Source organism: Lysobacter sp. Root667 (assembly GCF_001427715.1).
GTDB lineage: Bacteria > Pseudomonadota > Gammaproteobacteria > Xanthomonadales > Xanthomonadaceae > Lysobacter.
Map to the genome: position 1 here is coordinate 16086 of NZ_LMHF01000006.1, position 17029 is coordinate 33114.

Annotated in this window: 15 protein-coding genes and 1 pseudogene; 6 read left to right on the top strand and 10 right to left on the bottom strand. The window is 67.8% G+C overall.

The annotated features are described in order from the left end of the window. Positions 1 to 62: 62 nt before the first annotated feature. The gene (locus ASD78_RS20460) at positions 63 to 503 is read left to right on the top strand and encodes a hypothetical protein (RefSeq protein ID WP_156087560.1); all 441 of its coding nucleotides are present in this window, start codon (positions 63 to 65) and stop codon (positions 501 to 503) included. A 17-nt stretch (positions 504 to 520) separates the two neighbouring features. After that, complete coding sequence (locus ASD78_RS03530; RefSeq protein ID WP_056098428.1) at positions 521 to 1378, top strand: DUF2145 domain-containing protein; 858 nt, start codon at positions 521 to 523, stop codon at positions 1376 to 1378. A gap of 138 nt (positions 1379 to 1516) precedes the next feature. On the opposite strand, the gene ASD78_RS03535 is transcribed toward ASD78_RS03530, so the two are convergent. The 3 genes from ASD78_RS03535 to ASD78_RS03545 are packed head-to-tail and all read right to left on the bottom strand — an operon-like array spanning position 1517 to position 3683. Continuing rightward, complete coding sequence (locus ASD78_RS03535; RefSeq protein WP_056098430.1) at positions 1517 to 1786, bottom strand: acylphosphatase; 270 nt, start codon at positions 1784 to 1786, stop codon at positions 1517 to 1519. After that, entirely contained in the window at positions 1783 to 2412 is a 630-nt protein-coding gene (locus ASD78_RS03540) for a TlpA disulfide reductase family protein (protein ID WP_056098446.1), read from the bottom strand. Before ASD78_RS03540 ends, ASD78_RS03535 begins: the two co-directional genes overlap by 4 nt. A 5-nt stretch (positions 2413 to 2417) precedes the next feature. Beyond that, positions 2418 to 3683 (bottom strand): YihY family inner membrane protein, encoded by a 1266-nt coding sequence (locus ASD78_RS03545; RefSeq protein WP_055900794.1) that lies wholly within the window; start codon positions 3681 to 3683, stop codon positions 2418 to 2420. A 127-nt stretch (positions 3684 to 3810) separates the two neighbouring features. On the opposite strand from ASD78_RS03545, the gene wrbA reads away from it, so the two are divergent. The 4 genes from wrbA to ASD78_RS20465 all read left to right on the top strand — a co-directional run bounded on the left by wrbA (position 3811) and on the right by ASD78_RS20465 (position 6122). After that, positions 3811 to 4404, top strand: coding sequence for an NAD(P)H:quinone oxidoreductase (gene wrbA / locus ASD78_RS03550; protein ID WP_055900791.1), 594 nt, complete (start codon positions 3811 to 3813; stop codon positions 4402 to 4404). Beyond that, positions 4401 to 4742: a DUF2069 domain-containing protein gene (locus ASD78_RS03555; protein ID WP_056098432.1), complete on the top strand. Its 342-nt coding sequence runs from the start codon at positions 4401 to 4403 to the stop codon at positions 4740 to 4742. Before wrbA ends, ASD78_RS03555 begins: the two co-directional genes overlap by 4 nt. Positions 4743 to 4921: 179 nt before the next feature. Continuing rightward, complete coding sequence (locus ASD78_RS03560) at positions 4922 to 5407, top strand: asparaginase domain-containing protein (protein WP_055900785.1); 486 nt, start codon at positions 4922 to 4924, stop codon at positions 5405 to 5407. A gap of 331 nt (positions 5408 to 5738) precedes the next feature. Further along, complete coding sequence (locus ASD78_RS20465) at positions 5739 to 6122, top strand: hypothetical protein (RefSeq protein ID WP_156087561.1); 384 nt, start codon at positions 5739 to 5741, stop codon at positions 6120 to 6122. Positions 6123 to 6330: 208 nt separating this feature from the next. Here the strand turns inward: ASD78_RS20465 and ASD78_RS03565 are convergent, their stop codons facing one another. From ASD78_RS03565 to ASD78_RS03590, 7 genes and pseudogenes are all read right to left on the bottom strand, one after another. Beyond that, on the bottom strand, positions 6331 to 8247 hold the full coding sequence (locus tag ASD78_RS03565) for a M20/M25/M40 family metallo-hydrolase (RefSeq protein WP_082575412.1): 1917 nt from the start codon (positions 8245 to 8247) through the stop codon (positions 6331 to 6333). A 145-nt stretch (positions 8248 to 8392) separates the two neighbouring features. Beyond that, the gene (locus ASD78_RS03570) at positions 8393 to 10669 is read right to left on the bottom strand and encodes a M14 family zinc carboxypeptidase (RefSeq protein WP_056098436.1); all 2277 of its coding nucleotides are present in this window, start codon (positions 10667 to 10669) and stop codon (positions 8393 to 8395) included. A gap of 282 nt (positions 10670 to 10951) precedes the next feature. Continuing rightward, positions 10952 to 12982, bottom strand: coding sequence for a proprotein convertase P-domain-containing protein (locus tag ASD78_RS21740; protein WP_162250123.1), 2031 nt, complete (start codon positions 12980 to 12982; stop codon positions 10952 to 10954). A 488-nt stretch (positions 12983 to 13470) separates the two neighbouring features. Then, positions 13471 to 13662 carry a proprotein convertase P-domain-containing protein gene (locus tag ASD78_RS21385; protein WP_055900773.1) on the bottom strand — a complete coding sequence of 64 codons (192 nt, stop codon included), beginning with the start codon at positions 13660 to 13662 and terminating at the stop codon, positions 13471 to 13473. A gap of 90 nt (positions 13663 to 13752) precedes the next feature. Continuing rightward, a pseudogene (locus ASD78_RS03580) lies at positions 13753 to 15480 on the bottom strand (S8 family peptidase); the annotation flags it as partial. A 639-nt stretch (positions 15481 to 16119) separates the two neighbouring features. After that, positions 16120 to 16542, bottom strand: coding sequence for a hypothetical protein (locus tag ASD78_RS03585; protein ID WP_055900770.1), 423 nt, complete (start codon positions 16540 to 16542; stop codon positions 16120 to 16122). Between the two features lie 216 nt (positions 16543 to 16758). Next, positions 16759 to 17029, bottom strand: a 271-nt coding sequence (locus tag ASD78_RS03590; RefSeq protein ID WP_200944122.1) for a proprotein convertase P-domain-containing protein, incomplete at its 5' end; no start/stop codon positions are given.

The window sequence follows — 17029 nt, forward strand, 5'->3', positions numbered from 1 at the left end:
TGCGCGTTGCAAACGCTCGCGGCGCTGGCCAGCGTGTCCCCAGACCCTGATGAGCAAGCGCGATGCCTAGGAACGTCCCACGCTGGAGTTTCCCCCTCGTCCTGGTCGTTTCGGCCGCCGCTGGCCTGCTGGCTGGGACGCCAGCTTTTGCGGCCATCCAGTCCGACGCCGCCAGCCGTCAGTCCGAGGCTAGCCTCGCCGCTTCGGTCGAAGTCCCGGCCGCGGTCGCGCTAGCGTTGTCGGAAGGCGCCAAGTTCTCGGTCACCGGCGTCGCCGCCAGCGCCCAGGGCCTGGCGGTCACGGTGTCGGCGGTCGGCGTCGGCGCGTCCTTCGTGGTCTACCTGTCGGCGCAAGCGGCCAAGGAACTGGGCCTGCACATCGGTCAGGCGGTCGCGGTCAGCGCGGTTGCGGCCGGCTGGCTGCTCAGCTCCGGCGGCCACACGCTGTGCTTCGTTCCCAACGAGCGGGCGCGAGAGTTGCTGCACAGCCAACGTATCGGCTGAGCGAGGAGCGTAATCCCATGCGAGCTGAAGCACGGCCGATCTGGCGCCACCTCGTCCTGACCGCGATCCTGCCGACCGCGATCGTGCTGATCGCCTTCGGCGCGCCGCGCGTCGAAGCCGGCACCCGCTGCGACGCACAGACCGTGTCGGCCGAGAAGGTCGCCGCGGCCGCCGCCACCGCGTTGCGCGTGGCCGCTGCGCTGGACGAACGCGATGCGCCGGTGGCCTTGGTCGCGCGGGTCGGCACCGACTTGTCGGCGCAGGGTCTGGTCTACAGCCATGTCGGCTTCGCGGTGCGCGATCACCCCAACGGCCGCTGGACCGCGGTCCATCTACTCAACGAATGCGGCAGCGATCGTTCGAACCTCTACGCCCAGGGCCTGGTCAATTTCTTCAGCGACGACCTGGTCAACCAGGACGCACGCATCGTCTGGCTGCAGCCGGCGCAGGCCGAACGCCTGGCGACGCGATTGCGCGCGCTGCCGCAGCGCAGCCTGCACCAGCCGCACTACAGCCTGATCGCGCGCCCGGGCAGCGACGATTATCAAAACTCCACCGCCTGGGTGCTGGAACTGCTGGCCGCGAGCGCGAACGACGCCGCGACCATGGGCGACCGCCGCAGCGCCTACGCCTGGGCCCAGCGCGACGGCTTCCGGCCGGACCGGGTGCATATCCCCTATTCCAAGCGCGTGCTCGGCGGCCTGTTCTCGGCCAACGCAGCCTTCACCGATCATCCGGTCGGCACGCGCTTGTCTGGCGACTACCCGGTCGTCACGGTGCGTTCGATCTTCGACTACCTGCAGCGGCGCGGCTATGCGAGCGAACAGCGCGAGTGGCGCAACGGGCGATTGATGGTGCGGCCCGGCCCGGCGTGAATTCGGGCCGTTGTGGGAGCGGCGTGAGCCGCGATCGGCTGTCAGCGTTGCGATCCGCGACCACGCGATCGCGGCTTACGCCGCTCCCACAGAAAGCGGGCGGGAAACGATCTTGCGATCGGCCGGGATCGCTACGCCTCAACCGCAGACGAAACCGTCGCCGGCTTCGTCCTCGTGCGCCTGCTCGCGTTCGAGACGGTCGACGCGGGCATTGGCCGGCCCGCGCCGCAGCCAGGCCTCGAGCGTCGCCAACGCCGCATCGTCGCCGGCCGCCAGCACCTCGACCCGGCCGTCGGCGAGATTGCGCGCGTAGCCGCGCAGGCCCAGCGCCAGCGCCTGTTCGCGCGTGCTGGCGCGGAACCACACGCCCTGGACCTTGCCGTCGACGTAGTAGCGCGCCGCGCTCACGACCGGCTCGGCTTCGCCTCTGCGGGCGCGGCCGGGCCGCCGGCCTTGGCGATCGCGCCTTCGATCATGGCCGCTGTCACCGGGCCCATGAATTTGTCGACGATCTTGCCGTCGGGGCCTACCAGATAGGTGGTCGGCAGGCCGCGCGGGGTGTCGAAGGCCTTGGGCGGGTCGTAGGTGTCGACGATCGCGATCGGGTAGACCACCGGACGCTTCTTCAGGAACGCGCGCATGTCGGCCGCGTCGATTTCCTCGTAGGCCAGGCCGATCACTTCGATGTGCTCGCGCATCGCATCCATCGCCGACAGTTCCGGCATTTCCTTCAGGCAGGGCGCGCACCAGGTCGCCCAGAAGTTCACCACCACCCATTTGCCGCGATGCGCGGCCAGGTCGAACTCGCCGTTGTCCAAGGTCGGCAGTTTCAGCTCCGGCACGCCGCCGGGCTTGGCGGCCGCGGCTTCGGCAGCGGCCGGCTCGGCCGGCGTCGGCGCCGGCGCTTCGACGGCCGGCTTGGGCGCGGGCGCCTCGACCTTGGGCTCGGGCGTCGGCGCCGGTTTGTTGCAGCCCGCGAGCGCGACGGTCAGCAACGACAGCGCAAGGATCGGGGCAAGGCGGCGTAACGTCATCGGTTTCATTCCTGGTCGGCGTGGATGGTGGAAACGCGGCGTTTGAGCAGGTCGCGCAAGGGAATGCGCAGTTCGTCCATGGCGGCGACCGCCGAGCGGCCCAGCGAATCGTCGCGGCAGGGCAGCATGGCTTCGGCGATCGGGATGCGCAGGCTGCAGGCTTCGTAGAGTTCGCCCAGCGACAGGTCGTCGAGATCGCGCGACAGCAGCCATTCGCCGGTCTCGGCGCGCGCGACCACGTTGATCTGGCATAGCTGCGACAGCATCTGCTGGACCAGGGTGTCGGTGAGCATGGGCTCGAGCTGCTGGATTTCGTCGCTGTGCAAACCGCGGCCTTCGGTGCGGGCCTCGTTGAAGCGCGCCAGCAAGCGCAGCAGCCCGTACATCTCGAAGCCCAGCGGCAGGCGCATGGCGATGGGCTGGTAACGGAAGGCCGAGATCGACGACGCCAGCGACGCGCCCAGCAGCACCGCGATCCAGCTCAGGTAGATCCACAGCAGGAAGATCGGCACCGCCGCGAACGCGCCGTAGATCTTGGAATAGGAGCCGAAGCTCCCCAGGTACAGGCCGATGCCCCACTTCACCAGCTCGAACAGCGTCGCCGCCAGCAGCGCGCCGGCGAAGGCATGGCGCCAATGGATCGTGCGGTGCGGGACCACGCGGTAGATGGCGGCGAATGCCAGCCATTCGATCGCCACCGGCGCCAGTTGCAGCAACACGCGCTCCAGCCACCGTCCGGGCTGGGTCGCGAACACCTCCATCGAGAAGAACTTGGCCGACACCGCCAGGCTGGCCGCGGCCATCAGCGCCCCCAGGGTCAGCACGGTCCAATAGACCAGGAAGCGCCCGACCTGGGGCCGCGCCGCCTTGACCCGCCAGATCCGGTTGAAAGTCGTCTCCACCCCGTTGAGCGTGATCAGCAGCGACACCACCAAGGCGATCACGCCGGCCGCGGTGAGCTGGCCGATGTTGGCCGAGAACTGCTTGAGACTGGCCTCGACCGAGCGCGCCGCCGAGGGCACGAAGTTGGAGAACACGTAGTCGCTGAGGCGGTCGCTCCATTCGCCGAACACCGGGAACGCCGACAGCACCCCGAACACCACCATCGACAGCGGCACCAGGGCGAACACGGTGGTGTAGGACAGCGCGCCGGCGGCCTGGAACAGGTTGTCGTCGAGGAAGCGCCGGGCCAGGAAACGGAAGAAGGTGCCGACGCGTGCGCGGTCGCGCATGCGGTCGCCCCAGCGATTGATCGTGTTCAGCGGTTCCATCGCCCCGAAGGGTAACCGATGGCGCGTGCGCAGGGCATGCAGGGATCGCGTTCGGGCGGGGCGAAAGCCGGCCGACTCGCAAGCGCGGCCGCGCAGCCACTATGCTTACCCGCAACAGGAGAATGCGATGACCGAAGTTCTGGTGCTCTACTACAGCCGCGGCGGATCGGTGGCGCGGCTGGCGCGCCAGATCGCGCGCGGCATCGGCGAGGTCGAGGGCGTGCAGGCGCGGCTGCGCACGGTGCCTCCGGTCGCCGCCGTGACCCAGACCGCGGCACCGCCGGTGCCCGAAGATGGCGCACCCTATGTGGAATCGCGCGACCTGGTCGAATGCGCCGGGCTGGTCCTGGGCAGCCCGACCCGCTTCGGCAACATGGCCGCGCCGATGAAGCACTGGCTGGACGGCCTCGGCGCGGAGTGGGCTAGCGGCACCCTGGTCGGCAAGCCGGCCGCGGTATTCACCTCGACCGCGACCCAGCATGGCGGCCAGGAATCGACCCTGCTGACGATGATGGTGCCGCTGCTGCACCACGGCTGCGTGATCCTCGGCATTCCCTACACCGAACCCACGCTCAGCAGCACCCGCGGCGGCGGCACGCCCTACGGCGCCAGCCACGTCGCCGGCAGCCAGGACGACCCGCAGCCCAGTGAGGACGAGGCGCGGCTGGCGCGCGTGCTCGGCCGGCGCGTGGCCGAACTGACCCTCAAGGTGAGCCGATGAGCTTGCCGCGCAAGGTCCTGGCGCTGGCGCTGATCGGCCTGGTCGCGCTGTTCGCGCTGTGGTTCGGCGGCCGTACGCCGCCGGCCTGGGGCGCGCTGGCGGTGTTCGCGCTGCCGCCGGCCTGGCTCGCGCTGGGCGTGCTGCGCGGCAACCCGCGCGCCGGCTTCTGGTCGGCGGTGCTGGCGCTGGCCTGGTTCAGCCATGGGGTGATGGTGGCCTATTCGCGCCCGCCCGAACGCCTGTACGCCTGGGCCGAACTGATCCTGGCCGTAATCGTGGTGTTCGCCGCGAGCCTGCCGGGTTTGAAGTCGCGGTTCGGCGGCAAGCCCGCGGCCTGAACGCACTACTCCTGCGCCGGCAACCGCCGCGCTGTCTGTGGGAGCGGCGTAAGCCGCGATCGGGCACCCGCGCGGCTGCGCCACGGCGCGGACCTTCGATCGCGGCTCACGCCGCTCCCACAGGGTGACGGTGCGCGGGCCTATAATTGCGCGGACCCCAGCCTCGCGACCCAGCTTCGATGGACCAGCTCTGCATCGTCACCACCGGCGGCACGATCGACAAGATCTACTTCGACGACAAGTCCGACTACCAGATCGGCGAGCCGCAGATCGGCGGCATCCTGCGCGAGCTGGGCGTGACCTTCCAGTTCAACGTGATCCCGATCATCCGCAAGGACTCGCTGCACATCACCAACGACGACCGCGAGCTGATCCGCGCCGCGATCGCCGCGCAGCCGGCCAAGCACGTGCTGATCACCCACGGCACCGACACCATGGTCGAGACCGCCAAGGTGCTGGCCGCGCTGACCGACAAGACCATCGTCCTGACCGGCGCGCTGAGCCCGGCGCGCTTCCGCGGCTCGGACGCCGAGTTCAACGTCGGCTGCGCGGTCGGCGCGGTGCAGTCGCTGCCGCCGGGTGTGTACATCGCCATGAACGGCCTGATCTGGGACCCGAACAAGGTGCGCAAGAACGTCGCCGCCAATCGCTTCGAGGCGATCTGAGCCGCACGCTCACATTGCCCCAGCGTCGGCGCGGAACGAATCCGATACGGCCGTTTTTTCGCAGCGAGATGCGCGCGCAGATCGCGCATAAGCGGCGCTTTATTCTTGCTGCAAACCTTTGCGATGGGCAGGAACAGTTTGATTGACAAGCCTTGGTCGGCTTGCCAAAACCCGAGTCACACCCCGTTTTCGGATCGAGGGACAGCTCTGCCCTGCCGGGCATATTCCAGAATCCAGCAATAGAAATCTCCGCGACCGTAAAAATTCGCGGAACGGGCATGAGATCCATGTCAGTACCGCAGTTGGGCCCACTCAAACATCAGGTGCCGCAATGACCACACTGATACTCGTAGCGTTGATCATCACGGGCGCTGGAACTCCGCCTTCTCCATCAACCTCCTCGATTGATTGCCAGGCGGAGCGAGTTGCGTTGCTAAAGTCCATCCAGCCCATGGTCACCCCGGACGCAACGCTGGAGACTCTTCCGGATAACGACCCGCGTACCGTGCAGATTTTCGTGATCGCTGGAGCTCCTGTCGGCTCAGGCAGCGTCTCGGAGAACGGACAGGTTATCTATCTCCCTGCCGCTGCCACCCTCAGTCCAGATGCCGACCACATTGGCGCCAAGCTGTTCGCGCTGGCAACGGATCGACTGTTGTCGCTTAAAGTCGGCAATGTGTGCCAACCGCTTCATATTCCGACAGATGGCACCTAACAATTCATTCAAACCGAAACCGCTTCGCGGCTCGATGCGTTAGGCAGCGGCATGCTGTCCATCAAGCAAGTCCTGGTCCAGTACGGAGATTTAGGGCTTTCGGGCTAGGCTGCATGCCTCGTCGATCAGGCCTAGAGGCTAGTGGCTCAACGGCCCTCGCACCGCGCACGCGGGACGGGCCGCCGCGGCGGCCCGCCCTGCCCTTGCCTCAGAAGGTGATGCTCCAGCTGTCGATGCGGCCGGTGTCCGCATTGGCGTTGTCGTTCACGCGCAGGTTCCAGGTCCCGTTGAGGGCTTCGCTGGAAAGGTTGAAGGTGAAGGTGCCGATCACGTTGTCGGCGCTGCCGCCGCTGCGGTTGTGGATGTTGTAGAGCGTGCCGTCGGGCGCGACCAGGTCGACTTTCAGATCGCCCTTGTAGCTGTGCAGGATGTTGACCGTCACCGACGCGTTGCTCGGCGCGTTACCGGTGCGGCCGGTCACGGAGATCGGGCTGTTGACGGTCGCGTTGTCGTTGATCGCGTAGTCGGTGCCGTTGCTGTAGGTCTGCACGCCGCTGCCGTTCACCGTGACCGATGCGGTCTTGGTGTTGCTGGCGCCGTCGTCGTCGGTGACGGTGAGCGCGACCGTATAGGTGCCGGCGGCGGCGTAGGTCTTGCTCGGGTTGGTCGCGGTCGAGGTGCTGCCGTCGCCGAAGTTCCAGCTGCGCGAGACGATGGAACCGTCGCTGTCGCTGGAGCTGTCGCTGAAGGTCGCGGTCAGGCCCGAAACCGAGGAGCTGAAGTTCGCCACCGGCGCGTTGTTGCCCGGGCCCCCGCTCGCGGTCTTGGCCGCTTCGCCGAGGAAAGCCAGGCCCAGCTTCGCGAACGGCACGCTGTTGGTCGCCGAGTTGCCCATGTTGGCCAGGGTGTCGCCGGAGGTGTGCAGGTTCGGGAACAGCCGGCCCTCGTGATACATCGCCGACGGATAGCCGGCCGCGGTCCAGGAGGCATGGTCGGAGCAACCGTAACCGCAGGCCTCGGTGACCAGGTTGAGGCCGCTGCCGCCCATGTAGGAGGTGAACAGGTCCTGCAGGAACTGGACCATGCCGGCGTTGGAGTAGTCGGTGATCACTTTGACGTGCGGATCGGAGCTGGTGCGGTAGTTGGTCATGTCCAGCTGCAGCGCCGCGACCACGTTGACGCCCTGGCTCTGGTACGAGGTCGCGATGGCCTTGGAACCGCGCAGGCCGACTTCTTCGGCGGCGTAGCCCATGAACTTGACCGTGCGCTTGGGCTTGTAGCCGCTGGCCATGGCGATGCGCAGCACTTCGGTGAGGGTGGCGATGCCGGAGGCGTCGTCGTCGGCGCCGGGCGCGTTCATGGCGTTGCCGCTGCCGGAGTTGGAGATCGAATCCAGGTGCGCCCCCAGCACCACGACTTCGTTCGGCAGATCGGTGCCCTGGATGGTCAGGATCACCGAAGGCTGGGTCGAACAGGTCGTGCAACCGGTGTAGAGCTCGGCGCTGACGTCGCTGCGGCCGTTGGCCAGGCCCAGCCAGGTGCTGCGAATCCACTCGGCCGAGGTGCGGCCGGTGGTCGAGGCGTAGTAGCGGTTCGGGTACTGGGTGGACAGGTGGCTGATGGTGGAGCGGATGTTGCTCTCGCCGACCTGACCCAGCCAGGGCGTGACCGTGGCCTGGTTGTCGATGGTGTAGGCGGCCAGGAACTTGCCGGCCATCGCCTGCGCGCTGCGGTCGCTGCGCACGAAGGCTTCGGCTTCGGCGCGGCTGGAGAAGGCGAAGTAGCCGCCGCAACGGCGTTCCTTCTCGTGCACGTGGCGGGTGATGTCGGTCAGTTGATGGGTCTTCACTTCCGAGATCACCAACGGTGCGCCGGTGGCGCCGACTACGGCGCTGGATTGGCGCGCCAGGGTCTTGACCCCGGCATCGAAGGTTTCGCGCGATGTGACCACATAGACGGGCGCGAACGGATCGTCGCTGGCGTCGGCGGGACGGACATGCTCGTGGTCGTGCGCGGTCTGCGCGAGCGCGGGTGCGGCGGTCAGGGCGAGGGCCAGCGCGAGCAGCGCGGGCAACGGGGCGGAAGCGGGCTTGATAGAAGCGGGTTTGATAGCAGCGGCGTGCATGGGTGCGACTCCTGGTGGATGCGCCCGGGATCGAGCAGCGAGGGGCGCGACGGAAGAACGGCCGGAACCGGGGGTCGCCCCGGCCGCGCGGGCGACGATGCGGCGACGCCGCTCCGGCCGCGGCCGGAACGGCGCGGGTGCACGGTCAGAAGGTGATGCTCCAGCTGTCGAGGGTGCCGGTGTCGGCGCTGGCGTTGTCGTTGACGCGCAGCTTCCAGGTGCCGTTGAGCGGCTCGCTGCTCAGGTCCTTGATGAACGTGCCGACCACGTTGTCGGCGCTGCCGCCGCTGCGGTTGTGAATGTTGTAGAGCGTGCCGTCGGGCGCGACCAGGTCGACCTTCAGATCGCCCTTGTAGCTGTGCAGGATGTTCACCGTCACCGACGCGTTGCTCGGCGCGTTGCCGGTGCGGCCGGTCACCGCGATCGGGCTGTCGACGGTGGCGTTGTCGTTGATCGCGTAATCGGTGCCGTTGCTGTAGGTCTGCGCGCCGGACGTGCCGACGATGACCGCTGCGGTCTTGGTGTTGGTGGCGCCGTCGTCGTCGGTCACCGTCAGCGTGACGGAGTAGGTGCCGGCGGCGGCGTAGGTCTTGCTCGGGTTGGTCGCGGTCGAGCTGCTGCCGTCGCCGAAGTTCCAGCTGCGCGAGACGATGCTGCCGTCGCCATCGCTGGAGCTGTCGGTGAAGGCCACGCTCAGGCCGCTGACCGCAGCGCTGAAGTTCGCCACCGGCGGCGCGTTGCCGCCGCTGCCGGTGACGGTGAAACGCACCGCATTGGGCGTGCCGGGCTTGCCGGCGGCGTCGGTCGCCTGGACATAGACGATGTGCGCGCCGGGGCTGAGGCCGGTGGTCGGCACCGCGATCGTCACCGATTCGGTGCTGGCGTTGTAGCTGCCGTCGCTGGCGTTCATCGCTATCGGCACCGCGCCGGCGGCCCAGGGCGGCGCGTCGAGGTAGGCGCGCGCGGAGGCGATGTTCTGCACCGGCTCGCTGCCGTTGCTCTGGTTGTAGGCCGCGTCGCTGACGGTCGCGGTGATCGTCACCGGGGTTCCGGCCGGCACGCTCGCGGCCGAGGCGCCGACGGTCTGGGTATCCGGCCCGGACGGATACTGGTACGGCGCGTACAGGTTGCGCGCGGCGTAGCGCAACGCGCGCAGGTTGTTGGGCAAGGTCGAGCTCTGGAAGGTCGAGCAGCTTTCGAAGAACGCCACACCGAGCTCGATCGTGTAGCTGGGCACGCCGAGCAGGCCGTACATGGTGTCGTCGGTGGTGCCGTCGGTGGCGTAGAGCTCGTTGGACTGCTGCGGACGGTAGTTGTTGAAGTAGGCCAGGCGCCGGCCCAGGGTCTGCAGCGGCGCGCTGTTCGGCGCCGGCGTGGTGGTGTCGCCCCAGGACCACAGCACCAGTTGCGAATAGCTGTGGATGTCGAAGAACAGGCCCTGGTAGTCGTCGGGCGCGGCGCTGCCGATCGCGTCGCCGCGGCGGTCCGGGAACAGGCCGCCGGTGTAGACGCCGCTGGCGTTGCGGGTACCGGCGACCAGGCGCACCAGGTTCTGGGTCTCCGGTTCCGACGAGCTGGCCGGGCCGCGATAGGTTTCGGCGCAGGCGTTGCCGCTGGAACCACCGGCGGCGCTGTTCCAGTGGAAGGGGAAATTGCGATTGAGATCGACGCCGTAGGACGATGCGCTGCAACTGCCGTTGAGGTTGTCGGTGTTCTTGCGCCAGGACGCGCCGGCCTCGGCCTTCTTGCGGCCGTCGGGATTGGCCTGCAGCACCAGCTGGAAGGCGAAGTTGTCCATCAGCCAGGTCGCCTCGGCGTCGTTGCCGTAGCCGTTGACCAGCCATTCGGCGAAGCGCGTGAGCAGTTCGGCCGGGGTGTACTCGCGGGCGTGGATGGAACCGAACACCACCATGGTCGGCTTGTTCGGCAGCGCCGCGTCGGTGGCGGTGTTGCTCAGCCGCAGCACCTTCATCTCGTAACCGGTGGCGGCGTCGCGGCTCTTCTGCCAGCTCGGGCCGATGTTGGCGATGCGCGCCAGGTTCGGTTTGGTCGCGGCCAGGTCGTCCATGGTGGTGTAGGTCTCTTCGACCGTGCGATAGCAGGCGTAGCCGGGGATCGCGGCCGGCCCCAGCAGCGGCGCCTTCGCCATCGCCGACTGCATGCGCCGCAGCTGTTCGGTCGCGGTAGCGTCGACTTCGACCCGGAAGCCGGCGCTGCGCAGCGCGGCGATGTCCTCGGGCATGGCCTCCACGCGCACGGTGCGCGCTTCGCGGTCGACGATCAGATGCTGGAAGCGCGAGGCGATGCGCTGCAGTTGCGCGCGGTCGCGGTAATGAGCGGTGACGAATACCGATTCGTCTTCGGCGGCGGGGGCCGCGGCGGCGAAGGCGAGCAGCAGCAAGGCGGCGTGGGCGAGGCGCATGGCGGTCTCCTGGCGTGCGGGCTCGGGCCCGCTGCGAACGTGCCGATCGATCGGCCTGGGCCGATCCATAGGGTTGGGTGGGTCGTGCTCGATCGAATGCTCAGGCACGCGGGCTCCCGCCCCTGCGCGTGGGGCGCGGGAGCGGGAGGACGTACCGGGTTCGGGATCGACGCTCCCGCGGGCGTGTCCTCTCCGGCCAAGGCCTTCGAGGGCGTGTCCTCTCCGGCCAAGGCCTTCGAGGGCGTGTCCTCTCCGGCCGAAGCCGGAGAGGACGGTGCTGCATCAGAACGTGATGCTCCAGGTGTCGAGCACGCCGGTGTCGGCGTTGGCGTTGTCGTTGACGCGCAGCTTCCAGGTACCGTTCAGCGGCTCGCTGGTCAGGTCCTTGGTGAAGGTGCCGATCACGTTGTCGGCGCTGCCGCCGGTGCGGTTGTGGATGTTGTAGAGCGTGCCGTCCGGCGCGACCAGATCGACCTTGAGATCGCCCTTGTAGCTGTGGGTGATCGTGACCGAGATCGAAGCGTTGCTGGGACCGTTGCCGGTGCGGCCGGAGACGGTGACCGGGCTGTTGATCGTGGCGTTGTCCAGGATCGCGAAGTCGGTGCCGTTGGTGTAGGTCTGCACGCCGCTGCTGCCGACCGTGACGGACGCGGTCTTGGTGTTGGTGGCGCCGTCGTCGTCGGTAACCGTCAGCGTGACCGTGTACGTCCCGGTCGCCGCATAGGTGCGGGTCGGGTTGGTCGCGGTCGAGGTGCCGCCGTCGCCGAAGTTCCAGCTACGCGAGACGATGGTGCCGTCGCTGTCGGTGGAGCTGTCGGTGAAGGTCGCCGTCAGCGAACTGGTGGTGAAGCTGAAGTTCGCCGTAGGCGCGACGTTGCCGCCGCCGGACGAGTCCAGGCCGTCGATGAACTGCACGCCGCTGCCGCCGGCATCGAGCCAGTTGCTCAGACGGGTGGAGTTGCTGCCGCCGCCGGCCCAGGACACCGAGATGCGGCCGTAGTAGTCGGCCTTGGCGTTGTCGGCCGCGCTGCAGGAAGACGGGCCGCCGTGGAGCTGGCCGATCACGCGCTTCTCGGGGCTGAACAAGGGCGAGCCCGAGGAACCGCCCTCGGTGACGCCGATGCCCGGGATCCAGCGCACGAAGATGTGCGACCCGTCGCCCGGCGAGGTCGGATTGGTATTGGCGCCGCCATAGCTGGTGGTGCGGGTCGCGCTGGTGCCGTGGCTGATGCGCTTCTCGGCGACGTTGGGATGGTGGATGCCGGTGGCGCCGCTGAAATCGCCGCTGCGCGCGTCCCAACCGTTCCAGTACAGGTTGTAGGCGGCGGGCGCGGCGTCGTCGAGTTCGACCAGGGTGAAGTCGGACGCGGCGTTGGACGCACGGTGGAAGGCGCCGGTCAGGGTCTGGGCGAGCGAGCCGTCGCCGTTCTGGCCGCTCTGGGTGCTGCCGGGCGCGCGGCAGGTCGAGTTCTGGTAGTTCCAGTAGGTGACCAGCGAGGCCGCATTGGAAGCGCTGATGCCGCAGTGGTTCGCGGTCAGGAAATACATCTTGTGGTCGTTGGCGGCGTTGTTGAGCAGGCTGCCCGAGCAGAACAGGCTGCCGCCGGTGGAGATCGCCGCGACCGAGCGGATCTGCGGACGCCAGGCGTCGCCTTCCGGACAGACCACGTCGACGTTGCAGCTGCCCGAGGTGCCCTGTGCGGTCACCATGTCGGACTGCAGCTGCTGGGCCATGCGGGTGAAGCCGCGGTAGTCGTGGCCGACCTTGGCCAGGCGCAGCTTGAGCTGGCCGGCCTGATCGCGCGGCACCACCACTTCGATCACCGCTTCGGCGCCGTTGACGATCGGCGTCCACAGCTGGCCGTGGGCTTCGTTGTCGGCGGCCGTGTATACGCGCACCGCCGAGGGATCGGAGGCGGCGGCGCGGGTCAGGTTGGCCGGATACACCAGCAGGCGGCCGCCGGCGGGCATGTTGTATTCGCTGAAACCGAAGTTCAGCGACAGCGCGCCGCGCGATTGCACGCGCAGACGCCAGACCATGTCGTTGCCGACTTCCTCCCACACGCCCGAATTGAGCGGGGTCAGGTCGACGGACAGCGATTGCGCGTAACGCGGCGGCAGATCGTGCGCTTCGCGCTGGCGATCCTCGGCCTGCAATGCCGGCACGTCGACCGCCTGCATCGTGCGCATCTCGACGCGGTCGAGCGCGGTGAGGCTGTGGTCGAACGCCGCGGGACGCGCGCCTGGCGCCGCCATGGCGGCGCCGAGCGTGGAAAGTCCCAGCAGGACCAGGGAACCGTACATTCGTTTCATGAGTCTCTCTCCATCCGTAGTAGAGGGCATGACCGGCTCGCCGCTCTGAATCGCCGGCCGTGGCGGCCTGCGATGGCGAGCGCGGATCAATCGGTAGGAACGCGGCCGACGGCGTCGGCAGGTCCGGCGAGTTGATACGTGTTTGACACGGGCAATGCCGCAGCGCGCGATGTGCCGGCGATGCGCTCGAACGATGAAACAGGGCGAACCCCTTTTCGCCCGTCACGACGCTAAGCGCGCACCCGCGGTGGAACAAGCGCGATTCGACGCGATTCGACACCGCATCCGTGATGCTCGTCATGCATATGACCAGTAATCGATTCCAGTCATTTTTGTGTACGCCGACTTGGTGTAAAGGCGTCCACCGATCGCGTACCCGATCGCGCGCGCAAAAAAAGACCCCGGCCGTAGCCGGGGTCGGAGAGAGCGTTCGCGGCATCCGTGCCGGCGAATTTATCGATCGCAACGCATGAATCAGAATGTATGGATCAGAACGTGACGCTCCAGCTGTTGATGTAGCCGGTGTCGCCGCCGGCGTTGTCGTTGACGCGCAGCTTCCAGGTGCCGTTGAGCGCTTCGGTCGACAGGTTCAGCGTGACCGTCTTGTTGACGTTGTCGGCGCTGCCGCCGCTGCGGTTGTGGATGTTGTAGAGCGAACCGTCCGGAGCCACCAGGTCCACCTTGATCGGGCTGTCGACCGTGGCGTTGTCGCTGATGGTGTAGTCGGTGGTGTTGCTGTAGGTCTGGGTGCCGCCGCCACCGCCGGTGGTGTAGCTGCCGGTCAGGCTGAGGCCCGAGAACGTCGAGTAGCCGCGCACCAGCACGTGGTAGGTACCGGCCTGGGCGGTGGCGATGTTGCAGGTCTCGGCATTGGTGCTGCCTTCGGACTTGCAGTCGTAGCTGGACGTGGTCGGCGCGCTGCCGAACTTCACGTACAGATCGGCATCGCCGCTGCCGCTGGCGGTCACGAACTTCAGGGCGCTGGCGCCTGCCGGCACCACCAGGGTATAGCGCAGCTCGGTGCCGGCGCTGCCTGACAGGCCGGTCACCGGGGTGCCGTTGGTCAGCACGCCGGTCGGCGGCGGGGTGGTGCCGTTGACGGCGTCGACCGCGGCCTTGGCGTTGAGGATGCCCGGGCCGATGGTCTGCGACGGGGTCGACGGGAATGCGGTGACGTTGGCCTTGATGATCGATTCGATCTCGGCCGGGGTCTTGGGCGTGGTGGCGGCGGCCTGCATCAGCGCCACGACGCCGGCGACGTGCGGGGTCGCCATCGAAGTGCCGTTGTAGGAGGCGTAGGTTTCCGCGCCCGGCGTGGTCGAACCGCTGTTGAGGGTCGACAGGATGTTCGAGCCCGGAGCGGCGATGTCGATCAGCGCGCCGTAGTTGGAGAAGCTCGAACGCGCACCGGTGCTGGTGATCGAGGCCACGGCGATGACGTTGTTGCAGTTCGCCGGCGAAGCGTTGGAGACGTTGACGTTGTCGTTGCCGGCGGCGATGACCAGGGTGGTGCCGCGGCCGACCGCGCTGTTGATCGCGTTCTGGGTGGTGGTGCCGCAGGCGCCGGAACCGCCGAGGCTGAGGTTGATGACCTCGGCCGGGTTGGCGTTGGCGGGCACGCCGCTGACGGTGCCGCCCGAGGCCCAGATGATCGCGTCGGCGATGTCGGAGTCGTAGCCGCCGCAGGTGCCGAGCACGCGCACCGGCACGACCTTGGCGCCGTGCGCGACGCCGGCCACGCCCTTGGCGTTGTTGGTCACCGCGGCGATGGTGCCGGCCACGTGGGTGCCGTGCCAGCTCGAACCCTGGGCGGGGTGAGTGCCGCCGCACTGGTTGGCGCTGACCCAGTCGCCCGGATCGCTGGGATCGCTGTCGCGGCCGTTGCCGTCGTTCGACACGGTGGTGTCGATGATGAAGTCGTAGCCCGGCAGGATGTTGGCGCTGAGATCGCTGTGGTTGGTGATGCCGGTGTCGAGCACGGCCACGACCGAACCGGTACCGGTGGTCACGTCCCAGGCCTGGTCGGCCTTGATGCCGTAGGTGCCCGAATAGCCCCACTGTTCGCTGTAGCGGGTGTCGTTCGGGGTCAGGAAAGCGTGGTTGAGCTTGTCGACTTCGACGTATTCGACGTTCGAGTCGGCGGCGATCTGGCGCATCAGCGATTCGGCTTCGGCGCGGTCGAGCGCGCGATCGCTGCGCACGACGTCGGCGCCCAGCGCGGTGCGGCGCAGCGAGCGGATGCCCAGGGCCTTGCCGGCGCCGGCGGTCGTGGCGGCCGTGCTCAGGGTGCGCTGCAGGGTGGTGGCGTTGGTGGCCGGCGCGCTGCCGTCCTTGTACTTGACGATGAAGCGCTGAACTTTCTCGGAAGACTGCAGGCCGGCAAGGTTGACGCGGCCGGCGGCGAACGCCGGAGCGGCGATGGCGCTGGACGCCAGTACGGCTACCGTGGCGGCGGCCAGTGCGTGCACGCGAATGCGGCGCGAGGACAGCTGAGACATCTGTGAAACCCCCGAAGCTGGAATAAGCCGCTGGATGCGGCAAAAACCGTCAGAGGCTCTGCGTGGCCGGAGGACTTGCCCCGACCCGATGCTCAGACGGTTGTGTACGGACCAAGTGACAAAATGTGTCCGCAAAGTGACGCTAGTCGACCTTCCAGCCAGGCCGCAACCAGGAAATCCACCTACTTGGCACAGATATTTGTGATGAACGTCACAAATATTCCCGGTAACCGCTTTCACGTGAAATTGACACGGTTAAATGCGGCACCGCAACATCGAGTTGCGGCGCAAGGTCCGCGAACCCATCCCAAGTGGCCGTTTTCTATGGAGAATTCGGGGATCGCGCCGGCGTTGCGCGGCGGCTGGCTGGGTTCGAGGCCCTATCCGGCCCGGAAGCGCCCGGCGGGGCCGGCTGCCCTAACTATCCGCCCTCCAAATTCACCGCACAGGATCAGCCGGTCGCTTGGAATAAACGGCGATATACAGGGTCGACGCACCCGCCTAACACCCGCCCGCCCCCCCCTGTAGGAGCGGCGTAAGCCGCGATTGCGCTAGACCGAACTGCGCCGCCGCTTCATTCCCATCGCGGCTTACGCCGCTCCTACAGAAAGCACAGGGAGGGACAGGAAAGCAGGCGGCTCAGCGGATCTCGCCGGTGCCCACCGGCATCGTAGTCACGATGCCGTCGATCTCGATGTACTCGACATCCGGATCAGCGGCGAAGGCCTGCATCAGCTTCTGCGCCTCGGCCTTGCTCAGCGGGCGGTCGGCGCGGAACACGTCGGCAGCGACCGACAGCCGCAGCTTGTGCTCCAGACGGACCGCACGGGCGCCGCTCTTCAGGCCGCTGCTGCCGGCGGTGCGGTCCAGCCGGGCCTTGACGCTGGCTTCCTGGCTGGCCGGCGCGCTGCCGTCGCGGTATTTGACGATGAACTGCTGGTACGGGCCGTCGCCCTGCAGTTCGCCGACGTGGGCGGGGCCGGCGGCCATGCAGGCGGTCATGCCCAGCGACAGGACCGCCGCGGCGGTCGAGAGCAGCAAACGGCGGAAGCGCGAGGCCATGGTGACGACTCCTGTTCGGTCGGTGATTTCATCGGTACTCCCTTATCAACGCGTATCAACGCGGGGACGGCGCCGATGGGGTTGCGTCTGCTACGAAAGCTACGCGCGCCAGTCTGAATCGAAAAGAACCCCGGCCGAAGCCGGGGTCCGGGGTACATCGCTGTCGGAGTCCGGCGCACGCAACGCGTGCGCTGCGTGTGCCGAACGGAAACGCGATCAGAACGTAATGCTCCAGGTATCGATGTAGCCCACGTCCGCGCCGGCGCGATCGGCGGCACGCAGCTTCCACGTACCGTTCAGCGGTTCGGTCGACAGGTCCTTGATGAAGGTGCCGGTGACGTTGTCGGCGCTGCCGCCGCTGCGGTTATGGATGTTGTAGACCGAACCATCCGGCGCGATCAGGTCGACGATCAGGTCGCCCTTGTACGGATGCACGATGTTGACCGAGATCGAGGTGTTGCTCGGCGCATTGCCGGTCCGGCCCGAG